Here is an 18,447-nt window from a genome sequence, read left to right on the forward strand (position 1 = left end):
GGGAGAGGGTCATGCGTCCTCGGTGATCGGCAGTATGGCGGTGACCGCGAAGCCCGTCCCGGTCGGACCGACCCAGAGTCTCCCGCCGAGCACGGACACCCGTTCCCGCATCCCGATCAGGCCGTGCCCCATGTGCCCGGGTTCCCCGGAGGAGCGGTGCCCGGCGCTGTTCGTCACCTGGACGTGCAGCTCGGCGCCGTACCTGGCGATCTTCAGCGAGACGGTGGAACCGGGGGCGTGCCGCATGGCGTTGCTGAGCGACTCCTGGGTGATCCGGTAGGCGGACAGGCTCACCGCGGTGGGGAGCCCGGCCAGGTCACCGACGAGTTTGAGCGTCACGTCGAGCCCGGCGGAGCGCGCGGTGTCGACGAGCTCCTCCAGGCGGCCGAGACCCGGCTGCGGCGCGGTGCCGGTGTGCTCGTCCCCCTCCCTGAGGACGCCCAGCACGCGGCGCATCTCGGTCATGGCCGCGAGGGAGAGCGCGCGGATCTCCCTCAGTCCCTCCTCCAGGCGCCGCGCGTCTCCGGACGCCTGCAGCGGGACGGCCTCCGCCTGGATGGCGATCACCGACATGTGGTGGGCGACGACGTCGTGCAGCTCCCTGGCGATCCTGGCCCGTTCCTCCAGGGCGGCCTGGGCCGCGCGGGCCCGCTCGCTGCGCCGTTCCTCCTGGGCCAGCAGCCCGGCGGCGAGCCGCCGGGCGCGCACGTTGTAGCCGAACAGGACGGTCACCGAGACCGTGCCGGCGACGAGGGCGAGCGAGTTGGGATGGATCATCCAGGCGACGAGGAAGGAGGCGATCCACACGCCCACGGTGATGTGCCGCTCACAGCGGACCGCGACGGCGTAGACCACGAGTACGTACGTGATCGAGCCGGCCGCGGTGTAGGGGACCTGGTCGAGGAACTGCCGCGAGACGACCGTCCCCAGGGGAACGAGCAGGAAGGCCGACCGCCAGGCGGCCAACGGCCACCGGTCGCGCAGCGCGAGCGGCAGTGAGAAGGCCAGGGCGGCGAGCATGAGCCCCTCCTGGTCGAGGGGGGAGCGCGCCGCGGCCGCCTCGGTCTGCAGGTAGGACAGGCCGCCGCCGAACAGGACGAAGGTCAGCGCCAGGTCGCCCAGCAGGACCAGGTGGACCGTCCGGAACGGCAGCAGCCCCAGGGCGCGCGGCACGCGGGGGGTGAGGCGGCGTGACCGGGGACGGGCCGGGTCGGACGTTCCGGTCACCAGCGCCTCGGTGAGCGGGCGGGTGAGCCGTACGGCGGTCTTCCACGCCCGCTGCGCGCGCCGTGCGAGGAACTGCCGCGCGGGGCTGGGGGTCACCCGGATCAGCGTAGGCGGCGCGGTCATCGCCCGCATCCCACCAGGGGGTGACCTTCCGTGTCACCCCCTGGTGGGTCACGGAACACGACCGGGGACGGAACCCGTGCCGTCCGGTGGGCTCGGGCCGTGCCCGGCCCGGTTCGCCGGCCCCCACATACGCCGGGTCGCCTTCCGGGCCGAGTCGCCGAGTCGTGAAGTCGCGCGGGAGAGCCGGAGAGCCGGAGAGCCGGAGAGCCGGAGCGGCCACGCCCTCGTTCTCCTCCCGGTGATTCCCCGCGCACCCGCCGTCGCTGAACATTTCATCGGCCGGCACCGTTCATCAGGGTCACCCGGCCGTGATGGCGGCGCGACGTTGACCGGTCCCGTCCGGAGTGTGATTTTCGTGGAAAGGATCGATCACCGAAGGGGGCACATCGATGCGGATGACGACATGGCTGGCCGGTTGGGTCGGCGGGGGAGTGACGGCCGTCGCTCTCGCCATCCTGGCGGCCGGGAGCGCCACGGCCGCACCGTCACCGGCACTGGCAGCGGCAGCGGCACCGGCAGTGGCACCGGTACCGGTGCCCTCTCCGTCCCCCGCCCTCCCGTGCCGTACGCCACCGCAGACCCCGGCTCCCTCCAGCACCCCGCCGACCGCGCCGGGAACGCCCGTGGTCGTGGACGTCATGCTCACCCAGGTGCGCCTGAGCTGGGCCCCCTCCACCGATCCGCACGGCATCGCCTGCTACTACATCTACGAGAACAAGAACGGCACGGCCGTCCGGCTGGCCACCCTCCAGCCCGCGGTCACCGAGGCGACGATCTATCTTCCGTTCCCCCCGCGCTACGTCGCGTCGGAGGTCCACCACCTGTACGTCGTGGCCGTCGACACGAAGGGCGAGGTGAGCCCCCCGTCCGAAACGGTGCCTGTCACGATCTACAACGACCTCCCCCCGGTGCCCGGCAGTTGCGAGGTGAAGTACACCTCCTGGCCGTGGAGCACCGGGATGAGCACGAACATCAGGATCACCAACACCGGCTCCGCGACCTTCACCGACTGGCAGCTCGCGTTCGCCTTCGCCGACCCCGGCCAGCGGGTGACCTCCGGCTGGTCTGCCACCTGGTTGCAGACCGCGAGCGCGGTGACGGCCGTGGCCCAGCCCTGGAACAAGGACCTCGCTCCCGGACAGTCGCTGCTCATCGGCTTCCAGGGCACCCACACGGGCGCCAACCCCCCTCCGGCGGCCTTCCGGTTCAACGGGATCACGTGTGCTCAGTCGTGAGGGAGGGGCCGGCCCGGTGACACGCCCCCGCTGAACGGCCAGGGCCTTTCCGGCGGCGGAACCCGAGGTCCGGACCGGGTGAGGGCGCGCCGCCCGCCACTCCCACGGGGGTGCGCGCCTCGCCCGGACGGGCCTGAAACACGTGCTCACCGAGTCATCCGAGCAGCCATGATTACACGATTACGATCGCTCACAGCGAACTCACTCAAGCTCGGGAACATTCTCCGGCTCCCATTAATTGAGTGTGTATAACTCAACCTTTGGAGTTCGCATGAGTGAGAGCTTGATCCTCCCGGTCCTGCCGCTCGACGACGAGGTCGTGCTGCCGGGCATGGTGGTCCCGCTTGACCTGTCGGAGACCGAAGTCCGGGCCGCGATCGACGCGGCGCAGGCTCTCGCTGACAACAAGCCCGAGGTCCTTCTCGTTCCCCGGATCGACGGCAGATACGGCTCGGTGGGCGTGCGGGCGATCGTCGAGCAGGTGGGCAGGCTCCCCGGAGGCGAGCCCGCGGCCGTGGTGCGCGGTGTCGACCGGGTCCGGGTGGGCACCGGCACGACCGGCCCCGGCGCGGCCCTGTGGGTGCAGGCCACCCGCATTCCCGCCGTCGCGGCCGGTGAGCGCGCCCACGAGCTCGCCAAGGAGTACAAGGCGCTGGCCACCACGATCCTGCAGAAGCGGGGCGCGTGGCAGGTCGTCGACGCGGTCAACCAGATGGACGACCCCTCGATCCTCGCCGACAACTCCGGGTACGCCCCCTGGCTGAGCACCCCGCGCAAGGCGGAGATCCTCCAGACCGCCGACCCGGCCGACCGCCTTTCGATGCTGGTCGACTGGTCCCGCGAGCACCTGGCCGAGCTCGACGTGGCCGAGACGATCCGCAAGGACGTCCAGGAGGGCATGGAGAAGCAGCAGCGCGAGTTCCTGCTCCGCCAGCAGCTCGCCGCGGTCCGCAAGGAGCTCGCCGAGCTGAACGGTGACACCCCCTCCTCCGAGGAGGAGGACTACCGCTCCCGCGTCGAGGCCGCCGACCTGCCCGCGAAGGTGCGCGAGGCCGCGCTCAAGGAGGTCGACAAGCTGGAGCGGACCTCCGACCAGTCCCCCGAGACCGGCTGGATCCGCACCTGGCTCGACACCGTCCTCGACATCCCGTGGAACGACCGGACCGAGGACTCGTACGACATCGCCGCGGCCCGTGCCGTCCTCGACGCCGACCACACCGGTCTCGACGACGTCAAGGACCGCATCATCGAATATCTCGCCGTCCGCGGGCGCAGGGCCGAGAAGGGCCTCGGCGTGGTCGGCGGGCGCCGCAGCGGCGCCGTGCTGGCGCTGGCCGGTCCCCCCGGGGTCGGCAAGACCTCCCTCGGCGAGTCCGTGGCCCGCGCCATGGGCCGCAAGTTCGTCCGCGTCGCCCTCGGCGGCGTGCGCGACGAGGCCGAGATCCGCGGTCACCGGCGCACCTACGTCGGCGCCCAGTCCGGCCGGATCGTCCGGGCCATCCGCGAGGCCGGCTCGATGAACCCGGTCGTGCTGCTCGACGAGGTCGACAAGGTCGGCTCCGACTACCGGGGCGACCCGACGGCCGCGCTGCTCGAGGTGCTCGACCCGGCACAGAACCACACCTTCCGCGACCACTACCTGGAGGTGGAGCTCGACCTCAGCGACGTGCTCTTCCTGGCGACCGCCAACGTGCTGGAAGCCGTCCCCGGCCCGCTGCTCGACCGCATGGAGATCGTGACGCTCGACGGCTACACCGAGGACGAGAAGGTCGCCATCGCCCGCGACCACCTGCTCCCGCGCCAGCTCGACAAGGCCGGTCTCACCGCCGAGGACGTCACCGTCGGCGACGACGCGCTGCGCAAGCTCGCCGGCGAGTACACCCGGGAGGCCGGGGTCCGGTCACTGGAGCGCTCGATCGCGAGGATCCTGCGCAAGGTGACGGCCAACGTCGCGCTCGGCGAGAGCGAGCTGCCCGTGACGGTGGGGGACCTGGTCCCCTACCTGGGCCGCCCGCGCAACGTGCCGGAGTCCTCGCTCCCCGAGTCCAGCCAGCGTACGTCGGTGCCCGGCGTGGCCACCGGCCTGGCGGTCACCGGGGCGGGCGGCGACGTCCTCTACGTGGAGGCGTCCCTGGCCGACCCCGAGACCGGCGACACCGGCCTCACCCTGACCGGCCAGCTCGGCGACGTCATGAAGGAGTCGGCCAGGATCGCGCTCTCCTACCTGCGCTCGCGCGGGGCGGAGCTGGAGCTGCCGGTCGCCTCCCTCAAGGACCGCTCGGTGCACGTCCACTTCCCGGCCGGAGCCGTGCCCAAGGACGGCCCGTCCGCGGGCGTCACCCTGATCACGGCGCTGGCCTCGCTGCTCTCCGGCCGTCAGGTCCGCGGTGACGTGGCCATGACCGGGGAGGTCTCCCTCACCGGCCGGGTGCTCCCGATCGGCGGGGTGAAGCAGAAGCTGCTCGCCGCCCACCGGGCGGGCATCACGACCGTGCTGATCCCGGCGCGCAACGAGCCCGACCTGGACGACGTCCCGCAGGCCGTCCGCGACGAGCTCACCGTGCACACGGTGAGCGACGTGCGCGAGGTTCTGGAGATCGCGCTCACCCCGGCCAAGGTGGCCCAGCACACCGCCGCCTGACGCGCGATCCCCGTGACGCCCCCTGGAAAGGGCCCCTGGTCTCACAGGGCGCTTTCTAGGGGGCGGGCCTCTCGGCAAGAAACCGGTCGGCGCGTCGCACGAAGAGATGTGCCCCCTGCCGAAGCGCCACGGTGCGGGCCCGGCCGGCAAGGCGTACGGCGGTGCGGTCGTCACCGACGGCGTGCTCCAGCTGCGCGCGGACGAGGATGATCAGCGCCTCCGCGGAACGTTGGCCGTAGTGCTCGAGATACTCCTCGGCGCTGTCGAGCGCCGCCGCGGCCTTGTCCGGCGAGCCCGCGGCGAGGCGCATCTCGCCCAGCAGCGCGTACCAGGTCGACACGCAGGTACGGGCGGGGCTGGCGAGGTTGGTGCGAATGAGCCGTTCGGCCTCGTCCGCGGCGGCCACGGGGTCCTGCCCGGTCGTCGCCAGCGCCCACCACCGGGCCAGGCGCAGGTAGGTGCCGAGGGAGACGAAGGAGAAGTGCGGGTCGGCGGCGATCCCGCGCTCCGCCGCACGCAGAGCCCAGTCGGGGTCGCCGACCACCGAGGCGGTTCGGGCCTCGAAGGAGGTCGCGGCGGTGACCGCGTACGGGTCGTCACCTGCCGCTTTCGCCAGGGTGTCGAGCACCGCGCGCGCCTGGGCCGTCTGTCCGTGGTAGCCCGCGATCTCGGCGAACATCCCGGCGGCCATCAGTTGCACGCCGTCCCGCACGGAATCGCGGTGATCTTCGTCGTGATCGTCGGACAGGACGTCGGTACTCAGCGCGCTCAGTCGCCGGAAGGACCCACCGATGTTCCCCAGGCACCACTCGTGGATGCCCGCCGCGGCCCTGCCGTAGCACCGGACGACTGGGTCCTGGGAAGTCCCGCCCAGCTCCTCGAGCCGGCGGGCGAGGGGACTGCTGCGGTCCAGGTCGAGAGCCTGGCCGTGCGCGGTCCAGCGGGAGAACAGAAACCCGGCCGCCTCGCGATCGCGCCCGAGGCGCCGCGCGACCTGCTCCGCTCGTTCCAGCAGGCTGACGGAGGCCATGCCGTACATCGAGCGCATCCCGACGACCGCGATCAGCTGTGAGAGCGCCTCGAGCTCCAGCTCGAGAAGCGACGCCCTGCGCGCCAGCTCCACCGCCGACCCGAGGTGGCGCTCGGCTGCCGCCAACGCCGTCTTCGCCTTGGCGCGGGCGCCGGCGCGGATCAGGGCCGCGACGGTACGAGCCGGGTCTGCCACGGGCCCCGCGGTCCACAGGTGGTGTGCCACTCGCTCGGCGACGGACTCGTCGCTCAGTCCGACCTCCTCGATGGCGTCCGCGATGGAGCCGTGCAGCGCGGCCGCGCGACCTGGCGGGATCGCCTCCGACACGGCTTGGCGCACCAGGTCGTGGGTGAAACGGTAGGAGAACGGGTCGCCGGGCGTCGGGCCGACCAGACCGAGGGCGCGGACGGGTTCCAGGCGCTCGAGGCAGGACCCCACGTCGAGTGACGCCGTCCGGGCTAGCAGGGCGAGCTCGACGCTCTGGCCGACGAGTGCCGCGATCTCCAGCAGTTCCTGCGCCTCGCCGTCGAGCACGGCGAGGCGGTCGCGTACGACGTCGCGCACTGTCACCGGGACGGTGCCGCGCAGCACCGTCTCCGTGGTGAGCTCGCTGCCGGCGCCCCACAGCCGGCCCAGCTCCTGGACGAAGAACGGGTTGCCGGCCGTGCGGGTGTGTACCGATGCGGCCACGTCGGGGGCGAGCCGGACGCCGGTCTCGAGGTGAATGAGCTCGGCCACCTCGGTGGGGCCCAGGGGGCCGATCAGGAGCCGCCGGTGACCGGTCGCGCGACTGGCGGCGGCGAGCGTCCGGACCAGCTCCAAGCGGGGCGAGGGGACTCGGTTGCGAAGCGCGCCGACGATGGCCGTGCCGGCGGGAAGGCGGGAGACGACATGATCCAGAAGCTGTAGCGAGCTCGTGTCGGCCCACTGCAGATCGTCGAGCATCATCACGAGAGGTCGCTCGCCGGCAGCCTCGGCGATCAGGTCGGCGACCTGTTCCATCAGGCGGAACCGGGCGTTGTCGGCCGGGATCGCCGGCGCCTCTGACGTCTCCACGCGGGAGCCGACGAGATGACCGAGATCGCGAGCCAGCCACTGCTCGCGCCGTGCCTGTGGCATGACGTCGAGCAGGCCGGACACTGTCTTGACCCACGGCCACATCGTCGGCGTGCCCTCACCCTCGAGGCAGTGACCCCACACCACGAGGGCGCCGTGATCCTCGGCGTGGCCGGCGATCTCCTCCATGAGCCGGCTCTTCCCGGCCCCGGGTTCGCCCTCGAGCAGCACGACCGCCGTGCCGTTCTTCAGGGCCGGCTCGACGGCACTTCGCAGCACCGCGATCTCGTCCGCCCGGCCGACCAATCGGCCGGCGCCGCCCGGCAAGGGCGTCGGCGAGGCCGGCGGTGCCGGTGTGCCCGAGGGCGCGGCGGCCGGAACCTCGGTGGCCGGCGCCCGGGTCGCGGGGGTCTGGGTGAGCACCCGCCGGTGGGCGGCCTTGAGGGCCTCCCCGGGGTCGATTCCGAGATCCTCGGCGAGGTGTCCGCGCACCGTGTCGAACACGGCCAGGGCCTTCGCCTGCTGACCCGCGCCGCCCAGCAGGGTGATGAGGCTGGCCTGCACCGGTTCGTGCAGGGGAGCCATCGCGGCGGCCAGGTGCAGGGCCGGCAGTACTCGCGCGGGCTGCCCGAGCACAAGTGCGACGGCGGCCGCCTCGACGCAGGCATGGAAGTACTCGTCGTCGAGGCTTGCGAAGATCGGTGTGGCCGCGGGTCCGTGTACCCACCCGTCGCCGGCCGGCCCACTCCACAGGCGGAGCGCGTCGAGGTAGTGGTCCAGTGCCGCCGCGTCGCGCCCCTCCGCCCGCGCCGTCCGGGCGGCGGCGGACTGCTGCCGGAACCTCGTGAGGTCGAGAAGGTCCGCCCCGGCTGCGCACAGGTAGCCGTTTCCCCGCTTCAGCAGGTAGGCGCCCGTTCCTCGAGGGGGCAGGTCGGGCTCCAGCAGGCGTCGTAACGAGCCGACGTACTTGTGGATCACGTTCAGGGCGCTGGCGGGCGCGTCCTCACCCCAGATCAGGTCGATCAGCTCCCCGGTGCCGGTCGGCCGGCCTCCGCGAGCGAGGAGCAGCGCCAGCAGGTACGCCTGCTGGCGTGGCCCGGGCTCGACCTCGTTCTCGCCTCGCCACACCCGCAACGGGCCGAGAACCTGCAGGCGCAGGGGACCCTCGAGTGGCAGTCCCCTCCTCGCGCCGACGCTTTCGGGAATGACGAGCGTCGCTGTCATATCCGATCCGACTCCTTCGGTGGCCCGGCCCTGGCCCTGCCGCTCGCTCCGCGCCGGATCGTAGTTGCTCTATTGCGAGTGTACGCACACTCTAAATGCTAGAGTGCCACTCCAGCCAGACTTGAGTTTCCGGCCGGGGGAGGATCGGTGGCGGACGGACGGCACCGTCGTGCGACGTTTCGGCAGGGCGACGCCGGAAGCCGGATGGCGGGCGGCCAGGCGCGGGTACGAGTGTGGATCGGTGTCTCGGCGATCCTGAGGAGCGGCGCCTTCGAGTCCGCGTGCGCGACCGGTGCCGACCGGATCCCCATGAGAGCATTCGGCCGAACTTGATCCGGTGAGACAGGTCGTTAACGGGATGGGGAGCGAGACGTTGCCAGATCAGGCGCCAAGCCGTCGTGACGAGTACGCCGAGATGACTCGGCAGGAGGTCATCAAGGCGGCGCGGAAGCTGTACTCCGTGCCCGGCTACGCACAGACCACGGTTGGCGAGATCGCACGCGAGGCGCGTGTCTCCCCCGCCACCGTCTACGCCCAGTGCGGAGGCAAGGAGGGGCTGCTCCGGACCTTGATGGACATATGGACGATGAGCCCGACGGTGGGACGGATCATCACCGACGCGGCGGCCGCGTCCGCAAGTCGGACCAAGCTGGAGGTCCTGGCCGCGGGCTACGCCGCGCACGCCGCAGAGGCCGGTGACATCATGCGCATCGTCGAGCGCGCCGCCCCCAGTTCCCCGGTCGCCCAGACATTCCTTGATGTCGCCGACCAACGCCACATCGAGGCGCTGGAGATGATCGTCGAGGGCATCGCCGGCAACGGCGACCTGGCCGAGGGGCTCTCGGTCGAGGACGCAGCGAAGATCATCTACTTCCACTTCCGCAACCCTCAATTCGTCCTCGTCGTGGAGACGTTCGGATGGGGTGTCGACCGGGGGACACGGTGGCTCGTGGATCGGGTCGCGGCCGCGATCCTCAAGGGCTGACGGGGGCGGACACGTCGCTTCGCCGCGACTTCACAATTCATCCACAGTGTGTCCATACGTTTCGGTGAGCACCCCAGGACAACGGGAACACCGGGCTAAGGCGGCACAAAACATGGTCATGATCCATCACCGGTACGCCGTGGTCGACGGCTATCAGATCTTCTACCGAGAAGCCGGGCCGAGAGATCGGCCCACCCTGGTGCTCCTTCACGGCTTCCCCACCAGCTCCATGATGTTCCGGCACCTCCTCCCTCGGCTGGCCGACCGTTGGCACCTCGTCGCACCTGACCATGTCGGTTTCGGACTCTCCGACGCGCCGACGGCTGACGAGTTCACGTACTCCTTCGACTCGCTCACCGATGTCACGGAGGCTCTTCTCACGCAGCTCGGCATCCAGCGGTACTGCCTGTTCGTCCACGACCACGGCGCTTCGATCGGGTGGCGGCTCGCCCTGAGGGCACCGGACGCGGTCACGGCGATCATCACTCAGAACGGCAACGCGTACGCCGAGGGATTGCAGCCGGAGTTCTTCGTCATGGTGAGCGACTACTGGCGGGAGCAGACCCCCCAGACCGAGGCAGGGGTCCGTCAGGCGCTCACCCTGGAACTGACCCGCTGGCGGTACCTCGCGGGCGTGACGGACGAGACCTTGGTGGACCCCACCACCTGGACTCACGACCACGACCTGCTGTCGCGGCCCGGCAACGACCGGGTGCAGCTCGCGCTGTTCCTGGACTACGCCACCAACCTGGCGTTGTACCCCGAGGTGCACCGATACTTCCGCGAGCGGCAGGTTCCGCTGCTCGCCGTCTGGGGGAAGAGCGACCCGATCTTCGGACCCGCCGGGGCGCTCACCTTCGCCACCGACCTGCCGGACGCCGAGGTCCACTTGGTGGCCGGTGGCCACTTCCTGCTCGAGAGCGCTCTCGACGAGGTCGTGCCTCTCGTCCGGGCGTTTCTCGTCAAGCACCTCTGAAGCGCCCACTCCGGCCGGCGCGGTCCACAGATCGGTCACTAGTCCTCCACTGCACCTCCCTAGCGTTGAAAGCGATCGCAGGGGCTCCTGAGGAGCGACCGACATCTCACGGACGTGCCGGACGGCGCGTTCCCACTACCGCCACCGGCGGTTCACCGAAGGAGAAGCCATGTCCAACACGCCCACCGTGGTCCTGGTCCACGGAGCTTTCGCTGACGCGTCCAGCTACGCCCGCGTCGTCACCGAGCTGCTCGCCGACGGCACCCAGGTGCTGGTTCCCGCGGTCCCCAACCGCGGTCTCGCCGGTGACGCGGCGTACGTCGCCTCCGTCGTCCGGCAGATCGAGGGCCCGGTCCTCCTCGTCGGTCACTCCTATGGCGGCGCGGTGATCACCGTCGCCGGTCGTGAGGACAACGTGGTGGGGTTGGTGTACCTGGCCGCGTACGTCCTCGACGAGGGCGAGAGCCTTGGAGAACTGCAGGGCCGCTTCCCCGACTCGCCGCTGGCCGGGGCCCTCGTCTACACGCCCTTCCCCGTCGAGGGTTCCGACGAGCCGGGCATCGATGTCTCGGTGGACGTCTCCAGATTCCCGGAGATCTTCGCCGCCGATGTGGACACCGCCCTCACCCGAGTCCTCGCCGTTTCCCAGCGACCGCTCGCCGGGGCCGCCTTCGGTGAGCCGGCCGCTACGGCCGCCTGGAAGGAGCGGCCCGCCTGGGGGATCGTCGCGTCCTCCGACCAGGCCATCAACCCCGACGTTCAGCGGTTCGGCTACGGGCGCGCCCGGGCCAAGGTCACCGAGGTCGTCTCCTCGCACCTGGTGATGCACGCCCACCCGGCGGAGGTCGTCCGGGTGATCCGCGAGGCACTCGCTTCCGTGACCGTGTGACGACACCGGCATCCCGTCGCGACACCCCGCCGGGAGCCCATGGCGGCGTCGCGGGCCCGATCGGTCACGCACGAGAACGTCGGTCTCTCCGCTCAAGTCCTCCAGGCATATCGCTTGATCCCATCAACCCATCAGGAGTCACAGTGAAGATCTTCCGAGCACGACGGCTGCGCGCGGTCAACCTTCTCGCGCTTGTCGGGATGCTGCCCCTGGCCGGCATCTCCGCGGCCCAGGCGGTCGGCGACGCGGGCGGTCGGCAGTCCATGACGAGCACGGCGCCTTCGGGCGAGTCGAAGCCCAAGCCCACGGTGGTGCTCGTCCACGGGGCTTGGGCGGACTCCTCGGGATGGGCGAAGGTCACCGCCGGCCTGCGATCCCAGGGCTACCAGGTCCTCGCACCGCCGACCCCGCTGCGTGGGCTACACGAAGACTCGGAGTACCTCGCCGCGTTCCTCCGTGACCGGACCACCGGCCCGGTTGTCCTGGTCGGCCACTCGTACGGGGGAGCCGTCATCACAAACGCCGCCAGGTCGGACGAGGACGTCGAGGCCCTCGTCTACGTCAACGCGTTCGTTCCCGACACAGGTGACAGCATCCTCGGGTTGCTGGACCCGAACCACGAGATCGACCCGGCCGATCTCTTCGACTTCGTGCGGTACCCGGGCGCTCCGGACGGCGACTCCGACCTCTATCTGAAGCAGGGTGTCTTCCCCGACGCCATCGCGAACGGGATCCCGGCAGGGACCGCGGCCGCGATGGCCGCGGCCCAGCGGCCCGTCACCCTCAGCGCGCTCACGGCCGAGTCCGGCGCGCCGGCCTGGAAGTCGCTGCCGAGCTTCTACCTGCTCGGGACCCAGGATCACATCGTCCCCCCGGCCCTGCAGAGCGCGATGGCCGGGAAAGCAGGGGCCAAGATCACCAAGGTCAAGGCGGGGCACCTCCCGATGGTCACCAACCCGCACACCGTCGAGGCGCTGATCGTCGAGGCCGATCGGTCGACGCCGACCAGGTAGGCGACGCGATCTCGAGCCACCGGGTCGTCCGCGCGGGGCGCGGAAGGCTCGGTGACGTGCGCGGCCGAACGTGCCGGACTCTGCCCGGCTCGTCTGAGGCTGTTCCAGAGGAGACGCCCCCGAGCGGTCGCCCGCCGCCCCCCCCCCCCCCCCCCCGGCGGTCGGCGCCGCCGGCCCGGCGCAACGGTGCACGGGGGTCCTCACTCTTTCTCCACCGCGCCCATATGGCTTCGGCGACCTGGCCGCCCAGTCGCGGCTTTTCCCACATCGCAACGGACCAGGCAGCCCGCGAGCGTGAGGCTCGCTCCGACAAGGGGGACAGATGAGCCGTAATTATCATTCGATCGCATTCACCGAGCCGGTCCTGGACGCGCAGGACCGGTACGGAAGCCGGACCGCTGCCGACCGCATGACCCGGCGTTCCTCCGGCCCGAGACCTTCGGGCATCGGGGCGGCGGACGGGATGGGCTCGGCTCCGGACACCGAGGTCGCGGAGATCGGCGGACTCGCTCAGATCGGGGATCCCCTGGGCCGCACCGAACGAGACTTCATCGCCGGACGGGACGGCTTCTATCTGGCGACGGTCGCCACCAGCGGCTGGCCGTACGTCCAGTTCCGTGGCGGCCCGCCGGGATTCGTGACGGTCCCCGACGAGCACACCCTGGCCTGGGCCGACTTCCGAGGCAATCGTCAGTACATCAGCACCGGCAACGTGGCGCACGACCCGCGCGTATCCATCATCTTCATGGACTACGCCCGCCGGCTGCGCCTCAAGATCTTCGGAGTCGCGACCATCGAGGACGTACGCCACCAGGGACCGTCGTCAAGTGCGTCCGCTGTCCCGGGATATCGGGCGATCGTCGAACGCGAGGTGCGCGTCGAGGTGAGGGCGTTCGACTGGAACTGCCCTCAGCACATCACTCCGCGCTACACGGCCGAGGAGGTGGCGCCCCTGCTGCAACCGCTCCGGCGCCGCGTTGAGGTCCTGGAGGCCGAGAACGACCTTCTTCGCGCCCGGGTCGCGTCACTCCTATCGGACCCCGAAACGCGTCTGTCCCAGCCACGACAACCGAAGGAGGACCGGTGAACGACGACAACATCCTGGACCGGATCACCGCACTGATCGATCGTGAGCACAAGTTGCGCGGTCATCGGGCAGACGGCTCCCTGGAAGAACGGACCGGACACCACGAGTTGCACGCGGTCGAGGTGGAACTCGATCAGTGCTGGGACCTTTTGCGGCAACGTCGCGCGAAGCGGGACTTCGGCGGAGACCCTGACGAGGCCGTCCCCAGGTCCGCCTCAGTGGTCGAGCACTACTGGCAGTAGGCCGGAGGCAGAGCTCGAACCGGGCTCCGCCGTCTGCGAGCAGTCCGAAGGCGACGAGCCCGTGACCTCGCGAAGCAGGCGCCCAGGAGCCGCGCCGACGTCCACAGCCGGCGCGACTCGAACGGGCGGCCGGAGACGTCCGGTCGGTGATCAGCGCCGTCCCGGCGAGGGGCGCTCAGCCTCTCGCAGGGAGCTTCCGGAGTTCCGAGCCGCCTTGTTGACGACGCGCGAACGGTGATCCCCGGCGACGACCGGCTGAATCCGCCACCGGGGAGGTCGTCCACGCGGCAGGGAAAGGAGGCGGTCGATCGAGGAGTTCGTCCAGCGGATCGTCCCGCCGCGGGACCCGTACCGGTAATGGCCGGGGCCAACGGGAGCGACTGTTCGTGACGGGTGATCGGTTTCACATAACATGTCGGGAATGAGGGCAAAGCCGGGGCGCGTTGGGGACCAGCTGTGATCGATGTGTCGGGCCTGCGGAAGGTCTATCAGGATCGGGGCCGCGAGGTGGTCGCCGTCGACGGGGTGGATCTCCACGTCCGCGAGGGTGAGATATTCGGCGTGCTCGGGCAGAGCGGCGCCGGCAAGAGCACCCTGCTGCGCTGCGTGAACCTGCTGGAGCGACCCACCTCGGGCACCGTCTCGGTGGCGGGCCAGGAGCTGACCGGCCTGCGCGAGGGCGACCTGCGCAGGGCCCGGCAGCGGATCGGGATGATCCACCAGCACTTCGCGCTGCTCTCCTCCCGTACGGTCGCCGGGAACGTCGCCTTCCCGCTGGAGGTGATGGGGGTGGCCAAGGCCGAGCGCGTCAGGCGCACGGCCGAGCTGCTGGAGCTGGTCGGGCTGGCCGACAAGGCGGGGGCGCACCCCGCGCAGCTGTCGGGAGGGCAGAAGCAGCGGGTCGGCATCGCCCGCGCGCTCGCCGGAAGCCCCCCGGTGCTGCTGTCGGACGAGGCCACCTCGGCGCTCGACCCCGGTACCACGCAGTCGATCCTGGCCCTGCTCAAGCGCCTCAACCGCGAGCTGGGCCTCACGATCCTGCTGATCACCCACGAGATGCACGTCGTCAAGTCGATCTGCGACTCGGTCGCCGTCATGCGCGACGGCCTGGTCGAGGAGTCGGGGACCATCCCCGAGCTGATCTCCAGGCCCGGTTCCAGGCTCGCCGCGGAGCTGTTCCCCCTGCCCGAGCCGGAGCCGGGCCACGTCACGATCACCTTCACCGGGCAGGCCGGCGAGCCGGTGGTGTCGCAGGTGGTCCGCAAATTCGACGTGGACGTCAACATCCTCGGCGGAGCCCTGGAGGAGGTGGCGGGCCTCTCGACGGGACGGCTGCGCCTGCTCGTCACCGGTGACGAGCGCGCCGCCGCGCTCACCTACCTGGCCGGACGCGGCCTGCTCGTCGAGGAGGCCCGATGACCTGGGAAGAGATGTTCCCGCTGCTGATGGAGTCGACCGGCCAGACCGTCCAGATGGTCCTGTGGTCGACCCTGTTCACGGTGATCCTCGGCCTCCCGCTCGGGGTGGCGCTGGTCGCCACCGACCGGGGAGGGCTGCTCCCCTCGCCCGCCCTCAACCGGGTGCTCGGGCTGATCGTCAACATCGGCCGCTCGCTGCCCTTCATCGTGCTGATGATCGCGATCCTCCCGCTGACCCGGCTGATCGTCGGCACGACCATCGGCACCATCGCCTCGGTGGTCCCGCTGACGCTCGGCGCGGCGCCGTTCTTCGCCCGGCTGGTGGAGACCGCGCTGCGCGAGGTCGGCAGGGACAAGGTCCAGGCCGCCCAGGCCATGGGCGCCGGGCGCGTGACCATCGTCGGCAAGGTCCTGCTGCCCGAGGCGATGCCCGGCCTGGTCGCGGGGCTCACGGTGACCGTGGTCGCGCTGATCTCGTACTCGGCGATGGCCGGGGCGATCGGCGGGGGAGGGCTCGGTGACCTGGCGATCCGTTACGGTTACCAGCGTTTCGAGACCACGCTCATGATCGTCACCGTTGTCGTGCTGGTCGTCGTCGTGCAACTCGTGCAAACCCTGGGCGATACCGTCGCCCGCCGTCTCGCGCGTAACTGACCGGACCGATCGGATTGTCACACTGATCATTCAGTGCTATTTCATGATTTATCCGGTAAGAAACCTAATTTGATCATTGGTGTGGCCTCGGGTTTTAAGTGAAGTGAAAGTTACCGGCAATCGGCGCACCGTACAACAAGGGGTGTCAGAATCCTCACTCCCGAGAGGAACCCCTCGAAATGCGATTCGCCAGCCGAATCCTCCTGGGCGCCGGTGTCGCCGCCCTGCTCACCACGGCTACCCCGGCGATGGCCAGCGCCGCGACCGTGACCCCCGTCCAGACCGTCGCCACGACCACCTCCGCGGACCCCTACTTCGCCGACAGCTGGGGCCCGTACTACTCCGGTGACGAGAAGGCGGAGGCCGAAGGCAAGGTCGCCGTGGAGAAGAAGTCAGAACGGCACTGGTACTGGAAGAAGTACTCGAAGATCGTCAAGAAGTGCACCTGGTACAAGGGTGAAAAGAAGTGCAAGTGGGTGAAGCAGTGGTTCAAGAAGCGCGCGTGGAAGTGGGAGCACGAATACCGCTACACCGTCGATAGCAAGCTCACCAACCACAAGTGGTGGAGCAAGCCCAAGCACTTCTGCGCGTGGGAGACCTTCAAGGTCGTCGGCTTCGACGGTTCGACCACTTTCAAGAGCTTCCAGAACTGCTCCAGGAAGCCCGCCTTCTACTCCTTCTCCGGCACGAACGCCGAGCACATCTACGTCAAGGTGAGCCGCGGCAGCCACGGCCACTCGAACGGCTACCAGAGTGGCTGGGAGCACGTCTACAGCCACGCCTGATCATCCGGCCGGGGCTCCCCGGGATACGGCCACGCCGAGCGAGGCCGGGACTCCCGGAAACCCGGCCACGCCGATCCGCACGGCCGGGGCTCACCCGAGTACGGCCACCCCTGATCCGCGTGGCCGGGACGCTCCCGGGCCCGGCACCCGATCCGCACGGTCAGGGCGCTACCGGGTACAGCACGTGATCCGCACGGTCAGGGCGCTCCCGAGACCTGACCACCCGCTGGGCCGCGACCTCACGCGAGGTCGCGGCCCAGTCGCGTGCGGGCACTTCTCACCGAACTACTCACCGAGTAATGTTCGGTTTCATGCATCCGGGAGCGATCGCAGCAGTCTCGCCCGACAAACCCGCTGTGATCATGGCGGGCTCCGGGCGGGTCGTCACCTACCGCGAGCTCGACGAGGAGTCCAACCGCCTCGCCCACCTCTTCCGCGCGGCCGGGCTGCGGCCGGGTGACCACATCGCCTTCATGCTGGAGAACCACCCGCTGTTCCTGGTGGTCGCGTGGGCCGCGCACCGCTCCGGCCTGTACTACACCGCGATCAGCCCGCGGCTGAGGACCGACGAGCTCGCCTACATCGTCGACAACTGCGAGGCCCGGGTCTTCATCTCCTCGGCCGCCCTCGCGGAGGTGGCCGTCTCCATCGCGGACCTCACCCCGGGCGTCGGGCTGAGGCTCATGCTGGACGGCGTGGCCCCCGGCTTCGACTCGTACGAGAAGGCCGTCGCGGCCCATCCCGCCACCCCGGTCGAGGACGAGTGCCAGGGCGTGGACATGCTCTACTCCTCGGGCACCACCGGACGGCCCAAGGGCGTCAAGCCCACCCTCTCCCGGGCCCCGCTGGACGCGCCCGGGGCGCTGCTGCAGCTCGTCCAGCTCCTGTTCGCGCCCTCCGCCGACAGCGTCTACCTCTCCCCGGCGCCGCTCTACCACGCCGCCCCGCTGCGCTACTGCATGACCTTCCAGCGCCTGGGCGCCACGCTCGTCGTGATGGAGAGGTTCGACCCCGAGCAGGCGCTCGCGCTCATCGAGAGGTACCGCGTCACCCACTCGCAGTGGGTGCCGACCATGTTCATCAAGATGCTCAAGCTGCCCGGCGAGACCCGCGCGCGGTACGACCTGTCGTCGCTGACCTGCGCGATCCACGCCGCCGCCCCCTGCCCCGTCCCGGTCAAGGAACGGATGATCGACTGGTGGGGCCCGATCATCCACGAGTACTACGCGGGGACCGAGGGCAACGGCTTCCTGTACGTCGGCTCCCAGGACTGGCTCGCCCACAGGGGGACGGTCGGCCGCCCGTTGCTCGGCGTCACCCACGTGTGCGACGAGGACGGCAACGAGCTGCCGCCGCGCGAGCACGGCACGGTCTACTTCTCCGACGGCCCCCAGTTCGTCTACCACGGCGACGAGGACAAGACGCGGGCCTCGCGCGACCCCCAGGGGCGGGGCTGGACCACCCTCGGGGACATCGGCTATCTCGACGAGGAGGGGTTCCTCTACCTCACCGACCGCCGCTCCTACATGATCATTTCTGGCGGGGTCAACATCTACCCGCAGGAGGCCGAGAACGTCCTGTCCGTCCACCCGAAGGTGGCGGACGTGGCCGTCTTCGGCATCCCCGACGAGGAGATGGGCGAGCAGGTCAAGGCCGTCGTGCAGCCGCTCTCCATGGACCTGGCGGGCCCGGGGCTGGAAGCCGAGCTGATCGAGTACTGCCGCTCCCAGCTCGCGCCCTACAAGTGTCCCCGGTCGGTCGACTTCCGCGAGGAACTGCCCAGGCACCCCACCGGAAAGCTCTACAAGCGACTCCTGCGCGACGAGTACTGGCCCTCCGGCTCCTGAGCCGTCCAGGGACGC

Annotated in this window: 14 protein-coding genes; 12 read left to right on the forward strand and 2 right to left on the reverse strand. The window is 70.3% G+C overall.

What is annotated here, in order from left to right; all coding sequences use genetic code 11:
• Positions 1-9: 9 nt before the first annotated feature.
• Entirely contained in the window at positions 10-1,350 is a 1,341-nt protein-coding gene (locus tag ACFFRH_RS12930; protein ID WP_386156420.1) for a sensor histidine kinase, read from the reverse strand.
• A 389-nt stretch (positions 1,351-1,739) separates the two neighbouring features.
• Between ACFFRH_RS12930 and ACFFRH_RS12935 the strand changes: the two genes are divergently transcribed.
• On the forward strand, positions 1,740-2,585 hold the full coding sequence (locus tag ACFFRH_RS12935; RefSeq protein ID WP_386156422.1) for a cellulose binding domain-containing protein: 846 nt from the start codon (positions 1,740-1,742) through the stop codon (positions 2,583-2,585).
• 271 nt (positions 2,586-2,856) lie between these two features.
• Entirely contained in the window at positions 2,857-5,226 is a 2,370-nt protein-coding gene (lon, locus tag ACFFRH_RS12940) for an endopeptidase La (RefSeq protein WP_386156424.1), read from the forward strand.
• Positions 5,227-5,281: 55 nt separating this feature from the next.
• Here the strand turns inward: lon and ACFFRH_RS12945 are convergent, their stop codons facing one another.
• Complete coding sequence (locus ACFFRH_RS12945) at positions 5,282-8,536, reverse strand: ATP-binding protein (RefSeq protein ID WP_386156426.1); 3,255 nt, start codon at positions 8,534-8,536, stop codon at positions 5,282-5,284.
• Between the two features lie 373 nt (positions 8,537-8,909).
• Here ACFFRH_RS12945 and ACFFRH_RS12950 point away from each other — a divergent pair, with 373 nt between their 5' ends.
• From ACFFRH_RS12950 to ACFFRH_RS12995, 10 genes are all read left to right on the forward strand, one after another.
• Complete coding sequence (locus tag ACFFRH_RS12950; protein ID WP_386156428.1) at positions 8,910-9,521, forward strand: TetR/AcrR family transcriptional regulator; 612 nt, start codon at positions 8,910-8,912, stop codon at positions 9,519-9,521.
• A 112-nt stretch (positions 9,522-9,633) separates the two neighbouring features.
• Complete coding sequence (locus ACFFRH_RS12955) at positions 9,634-10,497, forward strand: alpha/beta fold hydrolase (protein WP_386156430.1); 864 nt, start codon at positions 9,634-9,636, stop codon at positions 10,495-10,497.
• Positions 10,498-10,666: 169 nt separating this feature from the next.
• Positions 10,667-11,386, forward strand: coding sequence for an alpha/beta fold hydrolase (locus tag ACFFRH_RS12960; protein ID WP_386156432.1), 720 nt, complete (start codon positions 10,667-10,669; stop codon positions 11,384-11,386).
• Between the two features lie 143 nt (positions 11,387-11,529).
• Positions 11,530-12,399 carry an alpha/beta fold hydrolase gene (locus tag ACFFRH_RS12965; protein WP_386156434.1) on the forward strand — a complete coding sequence of 290 codons (870 nt, stop codon included), beginning with the start codon at positions 11,530-11,532 and terminating at the stop codon, positions 12,397-12,399.
• A 322-nt stretch (positions 12,400-12,721) separates the two neighbouring features.
• A complete protein-coding gene (locus ACFFRH_RS12970; RefSeq protein WP_386156436.1) occupies positions 12,722-13,486 on the forward strand; it encodes a pyridoxamine 5'-phosphate oxidase family protein in 765 nt (254 codons plus the stop codon).
• Positions 13,483-13,728 carry a DUF2630 family protein gene (locus ACFFRH_RS12975; protein WP_386156438.1) on the forward strand — a complete coding sequence of 82 codons (246 nt, stop codon included), beginning with the start codon at positions 13,483-13,485 and terminating at the stop codon, positions 13,726-13,728. The genes ACFFRH_RS12970 and ACFFRH_RS12975 overlap by 4 nt, the downstream gene beginning before the upstream one ends.
• Positions 13,729-14,184: 456 nt before the next feature.
• Positions 14,185-15,147, forward strand: coding sequence for a methionine ABC transporter ATP-binding protein (locus ACFFRH_RS12980; protein ID WP_386156440.1), 963 nt, complete (start codon positions 14,185-14,187; stop codon positions 15,145-15,147).
• Entirely contained in the window at positions 15,144-15,800 is a 657-nt protein-coding gene (locus tag ACFFRH_RS12985) for a methionine ABC transporter permease (RefSeq protein WP_386156442.1), read from the forward strand. Before ACFFRH_RS12980 ends, ACFFRH_RS12985 begins: the two co-directional genes overlap by 4 nt.
• Before the next feature lie 179 nt (positions 15,801-15,979).
• Positions 15,980-16,585, forward strand: coding sequence for a ubiquitin family protein (locus ACFFRH_RS12990; RefSeq protein ID WP_386156444.1), 606 nt, complete (start codon positions 15,980-15,982; stop codon positions 16,583-16,585).
• Positions 16,586-16,896: 311 nt separating this feature from the next.
• Positions 16,897-18,432, forward strand: coding sequence for an acyl-CoA synthetase (locus tag ACFFRH_RS12995; protein WP_386156446.1), 1,536 nt, complete (start codon positions 16,897-16,899; stop codon positions 18,430-18,432).
• Positions 18,433-18,447: the final 15 nt, after the last annotated feature.

Origin of the sequence: Streptosporangium vulgare (assembly GCF_042428775.1) — a bacterium.
Classification (GTDB): domain Bacteria; phylum Actinomycetota; class Actinomycetes; order Streptosporangiales; family Streptosporangiaceae; genus Streptosporangium; species Streptosporangium vulgare.

What these genes read in the sequence shown, in the direction of transcription:
- ACFFRH_RS12995 (WP_386156446.1), top strand. Translation starts at nt 16,897, where the DNA reads ATGCATCCGGGAGCGATCGCAGCAGTCTCGCCCGACAAACCCGCTGTG.
- ACFFRH_RS12960 (WP_386156432.1), top strand. Translation starts at nt 10,667, where the DNA reads ATGTCCAACACGCCCACCGTGGTCCTGGTCCACGGAGCTTTCGCTGAC.
- ACFFRH_RS12935 (WP_386156422.1), top strand. Translation starts at nt 1,740, where the DNA reads ATGCGGATGACGACATGGCTGGCCGGTTGGGTCGGCGGGGGAGTGACG.
- ACFFRH_RS12955 (WP_386156430.1), top strand. Translation starts at nt 9,634, where the DNA reads ATGGTCATGATCCATCACCGGTACGCCGTGGTCGACGGCTATCAGATC.
- ACFFRH_RS12945 (WP_386156426.1), bottom strand. Translation starts at nt 8,536, where the DNA reads ATGACAGCGACGCTCGTCATTCCCGAAAGCGTCGGCGCGAGGAGGGGA.
- ACFFRH_RS12930 (WP_386156420.1), bottom strand. Translation starts at nt 1,350, where the DNA reads ATGACCGCGCCGCCTACGCTGATCCGGGTGACCCCCAGCCCCGCGCGG.
- lon (WP_386156424.1), top strand. Translation starts at nt 2,857, where the DNA reads ATGAGTGAGAGCTTGATCCTCCCGGTCCTGCCGCTCGACGACGAGGTC.
- ACFFRH_RS12985 (WP_386156442.1), top strand. Translation starts at nt 15,144, where the DNA reads ATGACCTGGGAAGAGATGTTCCCGCTGCTGATGGAGTCGACCGGCCAG.
- ACFFRH_RS12970 (WP_386156436.1), top strand. Translation starts at nt 12,722, where the DNA reads ATGAGCCGTAATTATCATTCGATCGCATTCACCGAGCCGGTCCTGGAC.
- ACFFRH_RS12990 (WP_386156444.1), top strand. Translation starts at nt 15,980, where the DNA reads ATGCGATTCGCCAGCCGAATCCTCCTGGGCGCCGGTGTCGCCGCCCTG.